This window comes from Streptomyces sp. NPDC052910, assembly GCF_055585605.1.
Genome location: NZ_JBVJJR010000004.1, coordinates 615,573 through 632,688, shown reverse-complemented (window position 1 = coordinate 632,688; position 17,116 = coordinate 615,573). Strand labels below are relative to the sequence as shown.

Annotated in this window: 15 protein-coding genes and 1 pseudogene; 8 read left to right on the top strand and 8 right to left on the bottom strand. The window is 75.9% G+C overall.

The genetic code is table 11. The features are described from left to right. Positions 1-28: 28 nt before the first annotated feature. The 4 genes and pseudogenes from ACZ6X9_RS19180 to ACZ6X9_RS19165 form a co-directional block, all read right to left on the bottom strand. Entirely contained in the window at positions 29-925 is an 897-nt protein-coding gene (locus tag ACZ6X9_RS19180; RefSeq protein ID WP_469779154.1) for a hypothetical protein, read from the bottom strand. Positions 926-1,178: 253 nt separating this feature from the next. Beyond that, positions 1,179-2,747 carry a hypothetical protein gene (locus tag ACZ6X9_RS19175; RefSeq protein ID WP_469779153.1) on the bottom strand — a complete coding sequence of 523 codons (1,569 nt, stop codon included), beginning with the start codon at positions 2,745-2,747 and terminating at the stop codon, positions 1,179-1,181. A 107-nt stretch (positions 2,748-2,854) separates the two neighbouring features. Further along, entirely contained in the window at positions 2,855-3,835 is a 981-nt protein-coding gene (locus ACZ6X9_RS19170) for a DUF979 domain-containing protein (protein ID WP_469779152.1), read from the bottom strand. A 320-nt stretch (positions 3,836-4,155) separates the two neighbouring features. Continuing rightward, a pseudogene (locus tag ACZ6X9_RS19165) lies at positions 4,156-4,809 on the bottom strand (DUF969 domain-containing protein); the annotation flags it as partial. A gap of 271 nt (positions 4,810-5,080) precedes the next feature. Between ACZ6X9_RS19165 and ACZ6X9_RS19160 the strand changes: the two are divergent. The 4 genes from ACZ6X9_RS19160 (at position 5,081) to ACZ6X9_RS19145 (ending at position 8,047) form a co-directional block, all read left to right on the top strand. Beyond that, the gene (locus ACZ6X9_RS19160) at positions 5,081-5,725 is read left to right on the top strand and encodes a GntR family transcriptional regulator (RefSeq protein ID WP_469779151.1); all 645 of its coding nucleotides are present in this window, start codon (positions 5,081-5,083) and stop codon (positions 5,723-5,725) included. 119 nt (positions 5,726-5,844) lie between these two features. Beyond that, positions 5,845-6,549 (top strand): LamB/YcsF family protein, encoded by a 705-nt coding sequence (locus tag ACZ6X9_RS19155; RefSeq protein WP_469779200.1) that lies wholly within the window; start codon positions 5,845-5,847, stop codon positions 6,547-6,549. Further along, positions 6,546-7,187 (top strand): 5-oxoprolinase subunit B family protein, encoded by a 642-nt coding sequence (locus ACZ6X9_RS19150; RefSeq protein ID WP_469779150.1) that lies wholly within the window; start codon positions 6,546-6,548, stop codon positions 7,185-7,187. The genes ACZ6X9_RS19155 and ACZ6X9_RS19150 overlap by 4 nt, the downstream gene beginning before the upstream one ends. Then, entirely contained in the window at positions 7,184-8,047 is an 864-nt protein-coding gene (locus ACZ6X9_RS19145; RefSeq protein ID WP_469779149.1) for a 5-oxoprolinase subunit C family protein, read from the top strand. The genes ACZ6X9_RS19150 and ACZ6X9_RS19145 overlap by 4 nt, the downstream gene beginning before the upstream one ends. A gap of 106 nt (positions 8,048-8,153) precedes the next feature. On the opposite strand, the gene ACZ6X9_RS19140 is transcribed toward ACZ6X9_RS19145, so the two are convergent. Both ACZ6X9_RS19140 and ACZ6X9_RS19135 read right to left on the bottom strand, forming a co-directional pair. Then, positions 8,154-9,308 carry a glycosyltransferase gene (locus ACZ6X9_RS19140; RefSeq protein ID WP_469779148.1) on the bottom strand — a complete coding sequence of 385 codons (1,155 nt, stop codon included), beginning with the start codon at positions 9,306-9,308 and terminating at the stop codon, positions 8,154-8,156. Positions 9,309-9,448: 140 nt separating this feature from the next. Then, entirely contained in the window at positions 9,449-9,625 is a 177-nt protein-coding gene (locus tag ACZ6X9_RS19135) for a hypothetical protein (protein WP_469779147.1), read from the bottom strand. A 243-nt stretch (positions 9,626-9,868) separates the two neighbouring features. Between ACZ6X9_RS19135 and ACZ6X9_RS19130 the strand changes: the two genes are divergently transcribed. Further along, positions 9,869-10,306, top strand: coding sequence for an SPW repeat protein (locus ACZ6X9_RS19130; RefSeq protein WP_469779146.1), 438 nt, complete (start codon positions 9,869-9,871; stop codon positions 10,304-10,306). A 192-nt stretch (positions 10,307-10,498) separates the two neighbouring features. On the opposite strand, the gene ACZ6X9_RS19125 is transcribed toward ACZ6X9_RS19130, so the two are convergent. Further along, on the bottom strand, positions 10,499-10,738 hold the full coding sequence (locus ACZ6X9_RS19125; RefSeq protein WP_469779145.1) for a hypothetical protein: 240 nt from the start codon (positions 10,736-10,738) through the stop codon (positions 10,499-10,501). Positions 10,739-10,838: 100 nt separating this feature from the next. Then, a complete protein-coding gene (locus tag ACZ6X9_RS19120; protein ID WP_469779144.1) occupies positions 10,839-11,498 on the bottom strand; it encodes a hypothetical protein in 660 nt (219 codons plus the stop codon). A gap of 358 nt (positions 11,499-11,856) precedes the next feature. On the opposite strand from ACZ6X9_RS19120, the gene ACZ6X9_RS19115 reads away from it, so the two are divergent. The 3 genes from ACZ6X9_RS19115 to ACZ6X9_RS19105 all read left to right on the top strand — a co-directional run bounded on the left by ACZ6X9_RS19115 (position 11,857) and on the right by ACZ6X9_RS19105 (position 16,831). Next, on the top strand, positions 11,857-13,269 hold the full coding sequence (locus ACZ6X9_RS19115; protein WP_469779143.1) for an FtsW/RodA/SpoVE family cell cycle protein: 1,413 nt from the start codon (positions 11,857-11,859) through the stop codon (positions 13,267-13,269). A 301-nt stretch (positions 13,270-13,570) separates the two neighbouring features. Then, positions 13,571-15,205, top strand: a complete 1,635-nt coding sequence (locus tag ACZ6X9_RS19110) for a carboxylesterase/lipase family protein (protein WP_469779142.1) — start codon at positions 13,571-13,573, stop codon at positions 15,203-15,205. 42 nt (positions 15,206-15,247) lie between these two features. Further along, positions 15,248-16,831: an ATP-dependent DNA ligase gene (locus ACZ6X9_RS19105; RefSeq protein ID WP_469779141.1), complete on the top strand. Its 1,584-nt coding sequence runs from the start codon at positions 15,248-15,250 to the stop codon at positions 16,829-16,831. The last annotated feature ends 285 nt before the right edge of the window (positions 16,832-17,116 follow it).

The following is a 17,116-nucleotide window of genomic DNA, read 5'->3' as shown; positions in this document are numbered from 1 at the left end:
TCGGTGGGCTGGAACGGTCAGGAGACGGTCAGGAGTGGAACGGCAGGCCGGCGTCGGCGACCAGCTCGAGGTCCTCCGCGTCGTCCGGCGGCAGCAGCGTGGGGACGCCGTCGCCGACCGGGACGACGCCCAGCTCCAGCAGCTCGGTCATGGCGGCGCTGCCGGCCATGTCGCGGACCTGGAGCTGGTAGCGCGGCGTGGTGCGGTAGGCGCCGCCCGCGTCGTCGCCGGTGCGCTGGAGGAAGCCGGAGTCGACGAGGAACGCGACGGCCTTGGCGATGATGCCCGTGGTCGAACCGGCCAGGCGGCGCGCGTCCTTGGTGGCACCGGTGGCGCTGCGCCGCGCGTAGACCCGCCAGGCGGCCTCCAGACCGGGGGCGTCGGTGACCGGGTCGGTGTTCTCCCCGGTCTCCGCCGCCCGTTCCTCCAGCCGGCGGCACGCCTGCCGGACGAACGCGTCGACCCCGTTGACGGTGATCCGGCCGATGTACCCGTCGTCGGCCAGGTCCTCGGGCCGGGGGAACGCCATGGCGGCGACGGCGAGGTGGGCCAGTCCGTGCAGGAACCGGTCGCCGGAGTCGGCGGTGGCCCGGCGGGCGTAGTCGCTTATCCGCACGGCGAAGACCGAGTCCTCGGCGGCGGTGACGGCCATGCCGGCCCGGGTGGACACCTCCAGCACGACGAGCCCGAGCCCGGCGGCGATCGCGTCGGCGAGACGGGCGAAGGCGGGGTCGTCACGGTGACGGCGCAGGAGGTCGGCGTAGTCGGCGTCGCGGGCGGGCTGGAGCTTGGGCTGGAGCCCGAAGGCTACGAGCCTGGCGGCGTCGGCGGCGTCGGCGGGGGTCAACGGGGCGTTGGCCGGGCGCTCCGGCTCCGCGGCCGGCGCTTCCGGGTACGCCGTCTCGTCGGGTTCGTGGTCGGTCACGGTCGGTGCTCCTGTGCTTTTTGGCTGGTCTTTGGGGAGGGGTGCCCCGGTCCCGCCCCTTCGCCGATTCCTGGGGCTGCGCCCCAGACCCCGCTGATCGCGGCTCCGCCGCTCGTCCTCAAGCGCCGGACAGGCTGAATGGGGCGCGCACTCCAGCCTGTCCGGCGCTTGAGGACAGCGCCCGCAGGGTGCTTCGGGGGTGCGGGGGCGCAGCCCCCGCAAGAAACGGTGAAAGGGAGGGTCCGGGGCGCACTCACGACGCCTCCGACCGGTCCGCCGCCATCCCGGCCGCGTCGAGCAACGCCGTCCCCACGACGAGGTCGGCCCCACCGAACTCCGGATCGTCCAGCACCATCCCGTCGTCCACGGCGAACAGCAACGACCGCTCACCCTGCCGATAGGCGGTACCGACGGCCGGACTGGCCGCGTGCACGGCCAGCAGGGCCACCAGGTACGGCAGTTCCGGATCCCGCCGGCGCGCCTCGGCGAGCAGGCCGGACAGCCGCCGCGGCGCGTCCGGCGGCAGCGTCAGCAGCTCCATGGCATGAGCGAGCTGCTCCTCGCTGAACCGGCTGTCGTCGGGCGTCGCGATGAGGTCCGGCTCCGGCATCTCCGCGCCGAGGTGCTCGCGTTCGGTGGGCGGCGTGAGCAGCAGGTCGACGAGGTCGCCGACGCGGACGGACGCCGGGGTGCGCAGGCCCGTGCCGCGGGCGAAGAAGGCGTCGGTGACGCGGCCCGCCTGTTCGAGCGGGAGGGGCAGGACGGGGGCGAGGAGCTGCCCGTAGAGGTCGAGGCCGGCGCCGGAGGACGGGGTGGCGAAGGCCTGCCGGTCCTGCTCGGCGCGGAACAACGGGCCGGCCTCCAGCAGCCGCGACTGGAGCTGGGTGTGGCGGCGGATGCAGTCCTTGACGATGTCGACCAGCTCGGCGGCGCGGCGCTTGTGCTCGGGGTCGACGCCGGTGGACGCCTCGTCGCGGACCTTGCGGATGTTGGTGAGGATCGCGTTCTCGTGCCGGTAGCGCTCGGCGACGTGCTCCAGCGCCTCGTCGATCATGTCGGGGACGGTGCGCAGCCAGTCCACCGCGCGGACGTTGCGGCGGGTGGCGTCGAGGGTCTTGCGGAGCGTCTCGGCGTACTGGACGGTGCGGTAGCGGGCCTGTTCGGCGGCGAGCTGGGCGTCGGCGAGGCGGCCCCGGCTGACCAGGACCTCCAGCTTGACCTCGGCGGCGATCTGCGCGCTGGTGACGTCCGTGTCGAGGGCGCCGACGAGGACGTTGACGGCCTCGTCGGTGGTGCGCAGGAAGACCGTGCCGCCGGGGCCCGGTACCTCCTCGATCAGCTTGAAGTCGTAGTCGCGGCGGACGTAGGCGCCGTCCGTGCCGAACGTGCCGTAGACGGCCCGGAAGCCGCGGTCGACGCTGCCGACGTTGACGAGGTTCTCCAGGACCCACCGGGCGACGCGTTCGTGCTCGGCCGCGGGGCGCTCGGGCGCCTGGGCGGCGACGCGCGGCAGCAGCCGGGTCACTATCTGCTCGTGGTCGGCGCCGGTGTCGAAGTCCATGGTGAGCGTGACCAGGTCGATGGCGGCCAGGGCCACCTCGGCCATCGCGTAGACGCCGTATTCGCCCGCCAGGTTGGCCTTGCGGACGTCGAGGTCGTGCAGTGGCGCCGTGCAGGCGAGCGCGCGCAGGCGCCGGGCCAGGCCCTCGTCGGCGGCCGGGCCCGGGGCGACGGGGGTCGCTGCCCGGGCATGGCCGGGAGCTCGGGTGGGCGTGGGCCCGTTGAGCTGGGGCGGAACGGCCGCCGGGGCTGGAGAAGTCACGTCGCACAGCGTAGGCGGTCGCCCTGACATAGGACGAAACGGCACGGTGGGTGGAGCGGTGGAAGGGGCGGCGGGACCTGCTCGCGCCGGGCGACCCTCACCCCCCCTCACACCGCGAAAAGGTACATGATGGCTATATTGCATCCGAGCAGGACGAATGCCGTGGGCAGTTGGGCCTTGATGGGGCCGTACTGGTCCGTGAGTTCGAGGAGGGCCGCCGGCACGAGGTTGTAGTTGGCCGCCATCGGCGTCACGAGGGTGCCGCAGAAGCCGGCGAGCATGCCGACAGCGAGCACGGCCGGCGGGTTGCCGTGCGCCTGCTCGACGAGGACGGGCCAGCCGACGGCGGCGGTCATCACGGGGAACGCGGCGAAGCCGTTGCCCATGACGACGGTGAACAGGAACATTCCCGCGCAGTAGACGACGACCGCGAGGAAGACCGACCCCCCGGGGAGCACGGCCGTGGTGATCCGGCGGACCTGGCCGCCGACCCCGGCGACGGAGAAGATGGCGCCCAGGGTGGCGAGCAACTGGGGCAGCAGCAGCGCCCAGCCCATCGATTCGAGCATCGAACGCCCGGCGGCCACCGGCTCGGCGGGCTTCCGCTCACGGACCAGCACCATCCCGACGACGAGCGCGACGACGGCTCCGATGCCGAGCCCGAGGATGGTCTCGCTGCCCTTCTGCAACAGCGGCCGACCGTGCCAGTGCGCCTTCTTGAGGCCGACGGCGCAGACCAGCGCGACGGCGGGGATGGTGAGGGCGGGGAGGAACAGCCGCCCCCCGAACCGATCGGCGCCCTCCAGCCGGCGCCGTGCCGCCTTCGCCGCCTTCTCGGCGGACGGGACGCCGCGCCCGGTCCGCCCGAAGCCCGCCAGGCAGATCATGACGAGGACGGCGGCGCCGAGCGGTTCGGGCGGCGCGCTGCCGTCCGCCACCCAGGTCCCGTAGACGAAGCCGGCGCCGAGCAGGCCCCAGAAGGCGGCGCTGCCGCGGGGGCGCTCGTTGTCGCCGTCGACGAGCATCTGGGCGGCCATGACGAGGAAGAGGCCGCCGACGAGCCAGAAGAACCACTCCGCCTTGATCATCGGCCTGCCTCCCGCCGGGAGCGGGGGCCGGTTCCGCGCCCGCCCCGGGGCGGGGCGGAGCCGGGTGGCGCCTCGGCGCAGGGCTTGGGAGTGGAGGGCTCGATGGCGGGCGGCTTTGCGGTGGGCGGCTCGGTGGTGGACGCCTTTGCGGTGGACGGCTCGGTGGTGGACGACGGCGTGTCAGCGGCCGGGGGCGCGTCGGCAGGAGTCGCTCCGGCGGCAGCCGCTCCGGCAGGGGCCGTGCCGGCAACCGGGGACACAGGCGCGACAGCGGACGCATCGGCCCCCGGGGCCACGGCGTCCCCCCGCGGCACGGCGAGCAGCGTCCGGTCCAGCCGCAGCAGCCGCCAGCCGTGCACCGCCAGGGCGCACACGGCGGTCGGAATCGCCCACAGCGCGAGCTCCAGCGGCTCCAGTCGGGTGTGGTACGTGGTGTTGACGAAGCCGGTGATGAGCAGGATCGAGCCGACGGCCAGGAAGACGTCCTCGCCGAAGAAGAAGCCGACGTTGTCGGCGCTCGCGGCGAAGGACCGGACCCGCTCCCGGACCTTCGCGGGCAGCGGCCCGCCGTGCCGGCGTTCGGCGGCCCCCTCGGCCATCGGCGCGGCCAGCGGGAGCACGGTCTGCGCGTGCCCGAAGACGCCGCCCAGGCCCACCGCGGCGGTCAACTGGCGGAGCAGCAGGTACAGCGCGAGGAAGCGGCCGGTGGTGAGCCGGGCGAAGCGGGCGACGAGCCGGCGGGCCTGGATCTGCAGGCCGTGACGTTCCAGGAGGCCGATGACCGGCAGGGTCACGGCGAAGATCGTCACGCCCCGGCTGGAGGCGAAGCCGGTGCCGAAGGCGGCCAGTACCTCGCGCGGCGAGAGGCCGCCGAGCAGGCCGGTGACGATGCCGGCGACGCCGACCACCAGCAGGGGGTTGCGTCGCGTGGCGAATCCGGCCACGACCACGAGGACGCCCAGGAGTACGAGCATGGGCCCCGCCTTCCGTTTGTTCAACGATGTGGTGCGCAGGTGTCGGTGCGCAGGTGTCAAGGAATCCCGGGGAACAGCGAAATCCCCCGGAACGACCGGGAGTTATGGGCCCGTTCGCGCCTCCGCCCGCCGGGAAAAAGGGTGAGGTCGCTTGCCGAGGAGGCTAAGATGTTGTTCAACAATCCTCAAGGGTTCGCGCGCGGCCTTCACCACCGGACCGCCCCGCCCCCGCTCACGAGACACACCGGTCACTCTCTCCCCGGGAGAAGTCATGGCCCGTTCCACCGCGCAGCGCGTCTCCGCCGTGCTCCGCGACCGCATCGAGGGCGGTGTCCTGTCGCCCGGCACCCAGCTCTCGGAAGAGGCCCTCGGCCAGGATCTCGGCGTCTCGCGCAACACCCTGCGCGAGGCGTTCCGCCTCCTCGTCCACGACAACCTCGTCGAACACCGACTGAACCGGGGCGTGTTCGTCCGGTCGCCCGGCCCGGCGGACGTGGCCGACATCTACCGGCTGCGCGCCGCCCTGGAGATCGCCGGGGTGCGCGCCGCCGAGCAGGCACCCCGAGCGCTGCGCGAGGCCGTCGCGATGGCCGTGGCGGAGGCCGAGTGGGCGGCCGACGACGGCGACTGGCGCACGGTCGCCACCGCCGACCTGCGCTTCCACCGCGCCCTGGCGGCGCTCAGCGGCAGTCCGCGGATCGACGCCACGATGGACCGGCTGCTGGCCGAACTCCGGCTCGCCTTCCACGCGATGCCGTCGCCGCGCGGCTTCCACCAGCCGTTCCTGATCCGCAACCGCACCATCGAACGGTATCTCGCCAAGGGGCGGACGGACCGCGCCGAGGCCGAACTGACCGCCTACCTTGACGACGCCCGGCAGCTCATCGTCGACACGATGCTGGAGAACCGCCCGTGACGCACCCCGCTCCCGTTCCCGACGCCTCCGTTTCCGACGCTCCCGACGCTTCCGGCGCTTCCGCTTCCGACGCTTTCGACCTCAACGCCGACCTCGGCGAGGGCTTCGGGCGCTGGCGGCTGACCGACGACGAGGCCTTGCTGTCCGTCGTCACCAGCGCCAACGTCGCCTGCGGCTTCCACGCCGGTGACCCCTCCACCATGCGGCGCGTCTGCGAACAGGCCGTCGCCCGCGGCGTCCGCATCGGCGCCCAGGTCTCCTACCGGGACCTGGCCGGTTTCGGCCGCCGCGCCATGGACGTACCGCCGGACGAACTCGCCGACGAGATCACCTATCAGATCGGCGCGCTGCGGGTGTTCGCCCGGGCGGCCGGCGGTGACGTCGCCTATGTGAAGCCGCACGGCGCGCTCTACAACCGCGCCGTCGCCGACGCCGGACAGGCGGCGGCCGTGGTGGCGGGCGTCCTGCGCGCCGGCGGCCGACTGCCCGTCCTCGGCCTGCCCGGGTCCCGGCTGCTCGCGGCGGCCGGGGAGGCCGGACTCCCCACCGTGGCCGAGGCGTTCGCCGACCGCGCGTACACCGCCGCCGGCACGCTCGTCCCGCGCCGCGAGGAAGGCGCGGTCGTGACCGACGAGGAGGCCGTCGTGACCCGGTCCGTACGGCTGGCCCGGGACGCCGCCGTCACCGCGCTCACCGGCGAGGAGGTCACCGTCCGGGCCCGTTCGCTCTGCCTGCACGGCGACACGCCCGGCGCGGCGGCGCTGGCCCGGCGGGTGCGGGCGGCGCTGGAGGCGGCGGGTGTCCGGCTGGAGGCGTTCGCGTGAGCGGCCGCCGGGACGACGGCGCCCCGCGCCCGCTGCGCGTCGGGCGGCACGCGCTGCTCGTGGAGGTCGCCGACACCGCCGCCGCCCAGGCGCTGCACGCCGAACTCCTGCGCCGCCGCGCGGCGGGCACCCTGCCGCCGGTCACCGAGATCGTGCCCGCCGCGCGCACGGTCCTGCTCGACGGGCTGGCCGATCCGGACGCCCTCGCGGCCGACCTCGCCCGCTGGACCGTGCCGCCGCTGCCGCCGGCCGGGGGCGAACCCGTCGTGATCCCGGTGCGGTACGACGGCGAGGACCTCGCCGAGGTGGCCGCGCTGTGGGGCGTCGGCGCGGCGGAGGTGGCGGGCGTCCACTCCGCCCTCGACTTCCGGGTCGCCTTCTGCGGTTTCGCCCCCGGTTTCGGTTACCTGACCGGCCTGCCACCGGAGCTGCACGTTCCCCGCCGGGCCACCCCGCGCACCGCCGTCCCCGCCGGTTCCGTCGCGCTGGCCGGGCCGTACACCGGCGTCTACCCTCGCTCCTCCCCCGGCGGCTGGCTGCTCGTCGGCCGAACGGACGCCGTGATGTGGGACCCCGGCCGCACACCGGCCGCGCTTCTCGCCCCCGGCACCCGGGTCCGCTTCGAGGTGCGCGGATGACCGCCCTGACGGTCGTCCGCGCGGGCGCGCTGACCACCGTCCAGGACCTGGGCCGGCCGGGCCACGCCCACCTCGGCGTCCCCCGCTCCGGCGCCCTCGACGCCCCCGCCCACCGGCTCGCCCAGCGGCTCGTCGGCAACCCCGAGACGTACGCGGCCCTGGAGACCACGGTCGACGGCTGTGCCGTACGCGTCGACGCGGCCGTCACCTTCGCGGTCACCGGAGCGCCCTGCGCGGTCCGGGCGGGCGGCCGGCCGGTCGCCTGGGGCGCTCCGGTGCGGGTCCCGGCGGGCACGGTGATCGACGTGGGCCGGGCCCGCGCGGGCCTGCGTTCCTGCCTCGCCTTCGCGGGCGGGGTGGCCGTCCCCGCGGTCCTGGGGAGCCGCTCCCGTGACCTGCTCTCCGGCCTCGGCCCCGAGCCGCTGACGGACGGCGCGGTGCTCCCGCTCGGCCCTCCGTGCGGCCCGCCCGCCGGTGTGGACGCGGTCCCCTGGCCGGCGCCCCCCGCCGACGTGCTGGTGCTGCCCCTCGTCCCCGGCCCGCGTGCCGACTGGTTCGCCCCGGCGGCCCTGGACGCGCTGGCGCGCGGTGCCTACCGGGTGTCGTCGGCGAGCAACCGCATCGGCCTGCGCACCGAGGGCCCCGCCCTGGAACGCTCGGTTCCGGGCGAACTCCCCTCCGAGGGCATGGTCTTGGGCGCCGTCCAGGTCCCTCCCGACGGCCGCCCGGTGGTCTTTCTCGCCGACCACCCGACGACGGGCGGCTACCCGGTCATCGGCGTCGTCCCCGAACCGGCCCTGGCGGCGGCGGCCCAGGCGCCACCGGGCACGCCGGTCCGCTTCGCGGTGACGCGAGCGTGATCCGGCCCGTCGGGGGTGCCCTCCGCCGAGGGAGCTCGGGGACCCCGCTGCGCGGCCGCGATGCCGGCGACCCGGGAGCGCCCGCCCGTCCCGCCGGGCGGGCGCCTCACCCGCTCACCCCCGCCCGCACCCCCCGCACCTCCACTTCCCTGTAGTGCCCCAGGAGTTCGTCGACGGCCACCGGCCAGGTACGGCCCAGGACGGAGGCGCGGGCCGCGAGGCCGTAGTCGGCGCGCTGGCGGCGGCGGGCCCCCAGGGTGAGGACCGCTTCGGCGAGGGCGCGGGCGTCGTCGGGGCGCACGAGCAGGCCGGTGCGGGCGTGGCGGACGAGGTCGGGGGCGCCGCCGGCGGCGGGCGCGACGACGGGGACGCCGCTGGCGAGCGCCTCGTGGACGGTGTGGCAGAAGGCCTCCCGGCGGCCGGGGTGGACGAAGACGTCCAGGGAGGCCAGGATCCGGGCGAGGTCGTCGCCCCGGCGGCAGCCGAGGAAGCGGGCACCGGGCAGGGCCGTCCGCAGGGCGGCGGCGGACGGGCCGTCGCCGGCCAGCACCAGACGTACGCCGGGCAGGGCGCACACGGGGGCCAGCAGGTCCAGCCGCTTGGCGGGCGCCAGCCGGCCGGCGTAGCCCACCAGCAGTTCCCCGCCGGGGGCGAGGGCGTGGCGCAGCGCGAGGTCGCGGCGGTCGGGGTGGAAGCGGTCGGCGTCCACGCCGGGGGGCCAGAGGTGGGCGCCGGGCACACCGTGGTGGGCCAGGGCGCCGACGGTCTCCGTCGAGGGTGCGAGGACGCGGTCGGCGGCGGTGTGCAGGGCGCGGGCCCGCCGCCAGGAGGCGGCCTCGGCGGCGTTCGGCCGGAACGCTCCCCGGTCGGGGGCGCCGGCAAGCTGGACGGAGACCGTCGGGACGCCGAGCCGGGCGGCGGCGGCCAGGCCGCGCGCGCCGAGCCGGCCGGGTGTGGCCAGGTGGACGACGTGCGGGCGGTGGTCGGCGAGGGCCCGGGCCAGTTGGCCGCCGGGCAGCGGCGGCCTGCGGACGGTGGCGGGGTGCCCCGGCAGCGGCAGCGTGGGAACCCTGACGACGGGGACGACGGGCGCGCGCCCTTCGCCGGGGATGCCGCCCGCGCACCGGCCGGACGGCCGGGAGGGCGTGACGACCAGCGGCTCGTGGCCGCTGAGCGCCAGTTGCCGGGCGGTCTCCCAGGTCTGGTGGGCGATGCCGTTGACGTCCGGGGGAAATGACGCGGTGACGATGGCGACGCGCATACCGCTGTTGTCGGCGGTCCGGGCGTGCCGCGGGCCACGGGGATCTTTCCGGCCGGGGAACGCACCGTGAGCGTTGCCCTCACGGGGTGCGGGCGGGCCGCCCGCGCCGGCGGGCCCGGTGGCCGGGTCCGCCGGTGGTGTCAGTCCGTGCCGCGGACGATGTGCGGCTCGGGATCGTCGTCGTCGCCCGCCGGGTCGTACTCGCCGCGCGGGGCCGCGCGCCGGGCGGGCGGGCCGACGGGCGTGGGGCCCGTCGTGGTGTCGAGGACCGGTATGCGCGGCTGGACCCGCTCTTCCTGTCCTGTGGGGTTGTCCATGGGTGGTACCTCCCCCTGGGGTGTCGTGCGATGGGCCGGGGGCACCGGCCCCGGAAGGCAATGCCTTCCCCGCACATTCGTCCGGTACGCGAGGGCGGGGCCGCGTCACCGGAACGGACGATCCCGGACCTTTCCGGTGAGCCGGGTGAACCCGGCATACGGCTCCTTTCAGGTGAACTTGCCGCCAATCCGGTTAAACTACAAGAAGGTCCGAATCCTCGTTTGGGAAGGAAGGTGGCTGACGTGACCGCCCCTACGTCACCCCGGATCGACCAGCACCCGGACATCATGGCGCTCCGCGCCCACTCCGAGGAGACGACGGCGATGCCCGCCGCCCAGGCCGTGGAGGCTCTCGCCCTGCTGTGCGGCGTCTACCTGGCCGCCTCGCCCTGGATCGTCGGCTTCAACGGCTTCTCCACCCTCACCGCGAACAACCTGATCACCGGCGTCGCCTTCGCCCTCCTGGTCGGCGGCTTCGGATCGGCCTACGAACGCACCCACGCCATGAGCTGGGCCGCTCTGGCCATCGGCGCCTGGACGATCATCTCGCCCTGGGTCGTGTCGGGGCACTCGTTCACCACCGGTGCCAACGTCAGCAATGTCATCGTGGGCGCCCTGTGCTGTGTGGTCGCCCTCGCCCTGGCGGGCATGGGCGTGAGCAGGGCCCGCGCCCGGCGCTGACCGGCCGGCGGGCGTCCGTACCGGTCCGGCCGGCGTCCGCCCGGCACTGACGGTCCGACACCCGCCCGCGGCGGCGCGGGCGGACGACCGGGCCCGCGCGACCGCCCCACGAGCGGCGGCGCGGGCCCTTGCCCCGTCCACACCTTGTCCACCCGCCACAGCGGCCGGGGCACATCCCACAGCCCCGGCGATTCAGTGCGTCAGGACCTCCGCGGAGCCCGCGCCCTCACCGGCGGCCCGCCGCGCGGCGGCCGCCACCGCCTCCGCGCCCCCGGCCGCCGGGGGCGCGGTCACACCCTGCGGGGGCGGGCCGGCCTCGGCGGCCCAGCCGGCCCGGTCCACTCCCTCGCCGAGCGCCCGCCGCGCGCGTTTGCGCAACTGTGTGTCCATGTCACGGCGGATCCGTCCGATGATCTCATCCATGTCGGGCATGCGGGCGAGAGTAGATCATCAGACCTCGACACCGCATGGGTTCACGGGCATTCACCCGGGCGGATGAACGAATCCGCCGACGGGCGACCGCCGGGGCCGGTCAGCCGCCCTGCGCCCCGGCCAGGACCCCCTCGCCGGTCCGCGCGTACCAGCGGTCGCCGCGCTGCTCCGCCAGGCCGTGTCCGGCCAGTCCCGTGACGTGCTTGAGGATGGTGCGCGGCTGGTAGCCGACGGCCGCGCAGAGATCGTCGACTGACGCTCCGTCCGCTCCGCGGGAGCGCAGCCCGTCCCAGGTGCGGGCCTCGTGCCGGCCGAGTCCGGGGACGGCCCCCGGCCGCCCCGCCGGAAGGTCGCCGGAACGGACCTCGGGCGAGGTGTCCGGGCGGACCCGGCCGGGGGTGTCCGGACGAGCCTCGGCGGGAGCGCCGGGACGGACTTCGGCGCGGGCATCCGGCAGGGTCGTGGCGCCGGCCTCGGCCCCGGCACTCGGACGGACCTCACCCCGAGGCCCCACCAGCGTCTCCGCCCGGCCTTCCGCCGCCGCCTTCGTCCCGGCTTCGGCCGGCGCCTCCCCGCGCACTGACGCCGACGCCTCCCCGCGCGCCGCCGACGGCGCTTCCACCCGTACCGTCACCGGCGCCTCCGCGCGCGTCTCCGGCCGGGGCTCCCGGCGGACCTCCGGGCGGCGGGACGAGCCGCCGACCGGCCGCGGGGTCCGGTTGACCCGGCGGTGCCTGCGGCCCTTCTGGCGCTTGCTCATGAACCACTCTCCGTCCTGTCACGAGGGGCCCGCGCCGCGGGCCCGGTGAGCGGCGGCCCGCGGGACCGCGCGCCGCCGAGGGGACAACCAGTGCCGCCCCGGGCCGGTTACGCCACCGGGGCGAAAGCCCGCGCCGAGGCGGGCCCGTCACCGGGGGCGGCACCGGAACACCCCTGAGCCACCCTGGCGATCCGATCATGACGCAGGGCTACCACGGAGCGCCGGAGAGCAGTCCTCCTTGTCGGATATGTGACGCTGGTGGCGTGCACATAGCGAATGTCGAGGATGGGACGGGAGTCGCCGGATTGCGAAGGAATCATGAGCCCTCCCGGGTTTCCCGCGGCCCGGGCCGATCATCATGACGGGTGTGAGCGTGGAACCGGTACGCGTGGCGGACGGCGGCGACGAGGCTCCCGCCGCGGCCCCGGCCTCCCGTGGACGCCGCCGCCTGCACGAGGCGGTGCTGCTGTGCCTGGCCGTCGCGGTCAGCGTCCTCGGCTACCTGTACGCCGGTCTGGCCACCTCCGGGCGGGTCCCCGACGGCCTGCCGGGCTTCGCCGGCGCCATGGCGTGCCTGGCCCTGGTGCCGCACCTCGTCCTGCGCCGGTGGGCCCGCCACGCCGACCCGCTGATCCTGCCGCTCGCCACCCTGCTGTCCGGCCTCGGCCTCGTCCTGCTGTTCCGGCTCGACCACGCCTACGCGGCGCGCTACCACTCCCCCGGGACCGCCCCCGGCCAGCTCCTCTGGACGGTCATCGGCGTCGCCGTCTGCGTCGGCGTCCTCGTCACGCTGCGGGACCACCGGTGGCTCCAGCGGTACATCTACCTGACGATGGCCGTGGCGCTGATCCTGCTGATGGCACCCGCCGCGTTCCCCGGCGACACCTACGGCGCCAAGCGGTGGATCTTCCTGGGGCCGCTGTCGTTCCAGCCCGGCGAGTTCGTGAAGACCATGATCGCGATCTTCTTCGCGGGCTACCTGGTCGCCCACCGCGACGCCCTCGCGCTCACCGGCCGCAAGGTCCTCGGTTTCCGCCTGCCGCCCGGCCGGCAGCTCGCGCCCATCCTCGCCGTGTGGGTGCTGAGCCTGCTGGTGCTGGTGCTCGAACGGGACCTCGGCACCTCCCTGATCTTCTTCGGGCTGTTCGTGGTGATGCTCTACGCGGCCACCGAACGCACCAGTTGGGTGCTGTGCGGACTGCTGATGGCCGTGGTCGGGGCAGCCGCCGTCGGCTCGACGGAACAGCACGTCAAGGGCCGTATCGTGGCCTGGCTGCACCCCTTCGACATCTACCTGCCCAAGGAACAGCGGCCCCCGGGGCTGATCTCCGACCAGGCCGCACAGGCCCTGTTCTCGTTCGGCAGCGGCGGTCTCTCCGGCACCGGGCTGGGCCTGGGCCACCCGGAGCTCATCGGGTTCGCCGGCCGCAGCGACTTCATCCTCACCACCGTCGGCGAGGAGCTGGGCCTGGCCGGGCTGATGGCGGTGCTGCTCGTCTACGCGCTGCTGGTGCAGCGCGGGCTGAGCACGGCGCTGCGCTCCCGCGACCCGTTCGGCAAGCTGCTGGCCGTGGGGCTGGCGGCGGCGCTGGCACTCCAGGTGTTCGTGGTGGCGGGCGGTGTGCTCGGGCTGATCCCGCTGACCGGCAAGGCGCTGCCGTTCCTCGCCAAGGGCGGTTCCTCGCTGGTCGCCAACTGGCTGATGATCGCGCTGCTGCTGCGGATCAGCGACGCGGCCGGACGGGAGCGCGAGGCGGCGCGCCCGGGGTGACGCGCCCGGGGTGACGCGCCGGCGTCCGGGCCAACCGGAGTGGCGAACGGCGGAACGGGCCCGGCCGGTCACACCGATCCGGTGATACGCGTGCCGTACGGACCCGGTGGGCGGGCAGTATCCCGGGAGGCGCGTGTCAGCGGTCGCCCGGGGACGCGTGCCTCCCGGGACGCACGTGTCTCATGAGGCCCGGGGAAGCACGCACCCGCCATACCCGGAAAAACTCGAAGCCCGAAAGGCACGCGCGCGCCGCGCCGAGGACCGGAGGACCGGGCGCGCCTCCCCACGAAGGAGCGTCAGCATGCCCCACCTCCGCCCCGCAGGCCACCCCCGCTCCACCCGCCCCGCCCGCCGCGGCGCCGCCCTGCGCGCCGGTGCCGCCGTCCTCCTCGTCTGCGCGGCCGTCGCCGCCCCCGGGCCCGTCCATGCCGCGCCCCATGGCGCCGGTCCCGTGGTGCGCACCGCGCAGGGGGCCGTCCGGGGGCGGTCGCACGGAACGTACGAGACGTTCCGCGCCGTCCCGTACGCCCAGCCGCCGACCGGCGCCCTGCGCTGGCACGCCCCGGTGCCCGTCCGGCCCTGGCGGGGTGTGCGGGACGCCACCGCGCCCGGGCCGCGGTGCGCGCAGGCGGACCTGCGGACCGGAGCGTCCGTCGGGTCCGAGGACTGCCTGCGGCTCGACGTCACCCGGCCCGCCGGGCGGGCGCCGGCCGGGGGCCGGCCGGTGCTGGTGTGGCTGCACGGCGGGGCCTTCGTCCGCGGTTCGGCCGTGGACTACCCGGCCGGACGGCTCGCGACGCGGGGGGACGCGGTGGTGGTGGCGGTGAACTACCGGCTCGGCGTCTTCGGCCTGTTCGGCCACCCCGCGCTGGGCGGAGCGCCGGACTTCGCCCTCGCGGACCAGCGGGCCGCCCTGCGCTGGGTACGGGACAACGTCGCCCGGTTCGGCGGTGACCCCCGGCGTGTGACGCTTGCCGGCGAGTCGGCGGGCGCCCTGAGCGCCTGCGTGCACCTCGTCGCGCCGGGGTCCGCCGGGCTGTTCCGGAGCGCGATCCTGCAGAGCGGGTCGTGTCTGACGAGTATGCCGAAGGGAGCCGTGACACCCGAGAGGCCCGCCTGGTCCCCGTGGGCGCGGGAGCGCGACACCCGCGCGGCCGGCGCGGCGGCCGCGCGCCGACTGGGCTGCGGGCGGGCGGCGGACGCCCTGCGCTGCCTGCGGGCACTGCCCGCCGCCAAGCTGGCGACGCCCGAGCTGATGCGGGGGTTCTCCTCCGTCTCCTACGGCAACCGGCTGCTGCCCGAGGAGCCGGGCCGGGCCCTGCGGGCGGGCCGTTTCCGGCGGGTGCCGGTGGTCCAGGGCACCAACCGGGACGAGATGCGGTACTTCGTGGCCGACGCCTTCGCCGCGTTCCCCGTCCGGGACGAGCGGGACTACCGGGCCCGGCTGCGCGGCTCCTTCGGGGACGCGGCCGGGGCCGTGGAGGCGCGCTACCCGGCCCGCGCGTACCCCACACCCGCCCTGGCCTGGGCCGCCGTCCTCACCGACCGCTCCTGGACCTGCACCACCCTGCGCGCGAACCGGCTGCTCGCCGCGCGGGTCCCGGTGTACGGGTACGAGTTCGCCGACCGGAACGCGCCGAACGTCTTCGGCCTGCCCGCCGTCCCCGAGGTGCCGTACGGGGCGGCGCACGGGTTCGAGCTGACGTACCTGTTCGACGTCCCGGCGCCGTTCACGGCCGGGCAGCGGGCCCTGTCCGAGCGGATGACCCAGGCGTGGACGCGGTTCGCGCGGACCTCCGCCCCCGCCCCACGGTGGCCGCGGTACGCCGGCCGGGCGCCGCGGGTGCTGTCACTGGCCCCCGGGGCGGGCGCAACCGGGCCGGTGGACGCGGCGGCGGCGCACCACTGCGCGTTCTGGGAGCGGCACGGCGCCTGACCCCGGACTGCGGCCCGGCCGGTCCCGGTGCACGATGGGGACATGCTGCTGGCCGAGCTCGCCCGGGTGTCCGCCGAGGTGGCGGCGGTGCGCGCACGGTCCGCGAAGACCGCGCTGCTGGCCGGGCTGTTCCGGGACGCGGAGCCGGACGAGGGGCCGCTGGTGGTGCCGTACCTGGCGGGCCGGCTGCCCCAGCGCAGGACCGGCATCGGCTGGAGCACCCTGCGGAACCCGCCTCCCCCGGCAACGGCGCCCTCGCTGACCGTCGCCGAGGTGGACGCGGCCCTCACCGCGATCGCGGCGGTGTCCGGCAAGGGGGCGCAGACCGAGCGGAAGCGCCGGGTGGACGCGCTGCTGGCCCGGGCCACCGAGGAGGAACAGCACTTCCTGCTCCGGCTGATCGGCGGCGAACTGCGGCAGGGGGCGCTGGACGCGCTGGCCGCCGAGGGGCTGGCGGCGGCCACGGGCACCCCGCCGGACGCGGTGCGGCGGGCGGTGATGCTCGGCGGCTCGCTGGGCACGGTGGCCCGGGCCCTGCTGGCGGACGGCCCGGCGGCGCTGGAGGCGTTCCGGCTCCGGGTGGGGCGCCCGGTGCAGCCGATGCTCGCGCAGACGGCCAAGGACGTCGACGAGGGGCTGGACCGGCTCGGGCCGTGCGCGGTGGAGGAGAAGCTGGACGGCATCCGCGTCCAGGTCCACCGGGACGGCGACGAGGTCCGCGTCTGGACCCGCACCCTGGACGACATCACCGACCGGTTGCCCGAACTGACCGCCGCCGCCCTGGAGTTGCCCGTCACGTCGGCCGTTCTGGACGGCGAGGTGATCGCCCTGGACGCGGCCGGCCGGCCGCACCCGTTCCAGGACGTCGCGGGCCGGGTCGGCACCCGGTCCGGCGCACCGGGCGGTCTGCCCCTGTCGCCGGTCTTCTTCGACGCGCTGGCCGTGGACGGCCGCGACCTGCTGGAGCTCTCCACCGCGGACCGGCACGCCGAGCTGGCCCGGGTGGTGCCCGAACCGCTGCGCGTGCGCCGGCTGGTGGCCGCCGACCCGGGCGACCCGGAGACGCGGGCCGCGGCCCGGGCGTTCGCGGAGGACGTGCTGCGGCGCGGCCACGAGGGCGTCGTGCTCAAGGCCCTCGACGCGCCGTACACGGCGGGCCGGCGGGGCGCCTCCTGGCTGAAGGTCAAACCCGTGCACACCCTGGACCTGGTGGTGCTGGCCGCCGAGCGCGGCAGCGGCCGGCGCACCGGGAAGCTCTCCAACCTGCACCTGGGCGCACGACGGGCGGACGGGTCGTTCGCCATGCTGGGCAAGACGTTCAAGGGCCTGACGGACGCGATGCTGGAGTGGCAGACGCGGCGCCTGGGCGAGCTGGCGGTGCACGACGACGGGTGGACGGTGACGGTCCGCCCCGAACTGGTCGTCGAGATCGCCTACGACGGGCTCCAGCGCTCCTCCCGCTACCCGGCGGGCGTGGCGCTGCGCTTCGCCCGGGTGCTCCGCTACCGCGAGGACAAGCGGGCGGAGGACGCGGACACGGTGGAGAGGGTCCTGGCGTCGGCGGCGGCCACCGGCATCCGCCCGGCCGGGGAGGATCCGGCGGCGGGCGGGGAGCCGCCGCCCTGACGACGGCATGGGGGAAGCTTCCCCTCCCCGGTCCGGGAGGCGAGACGGCGGCGGTCTGTGCCGGCATTGTTGCCGAGAGCGCGGAGCGAGCGGTGGGACGCGCCCGAAACCCGTCCGGCGCCGCCCCGCGTGATCCGCGCCGGAGCGGCCCGTCACGGCGGCTCCGCTCCCGTCACCCGTTCGGGGCCGGCCGGCGCGGCGGTGAGTCCCACCCTGGGGGACCGTGAGGAAGGTGTGCGCGGCCGGCACGCGTCCATCGCACGGGGCCGAGCACGGTGAGGAGGA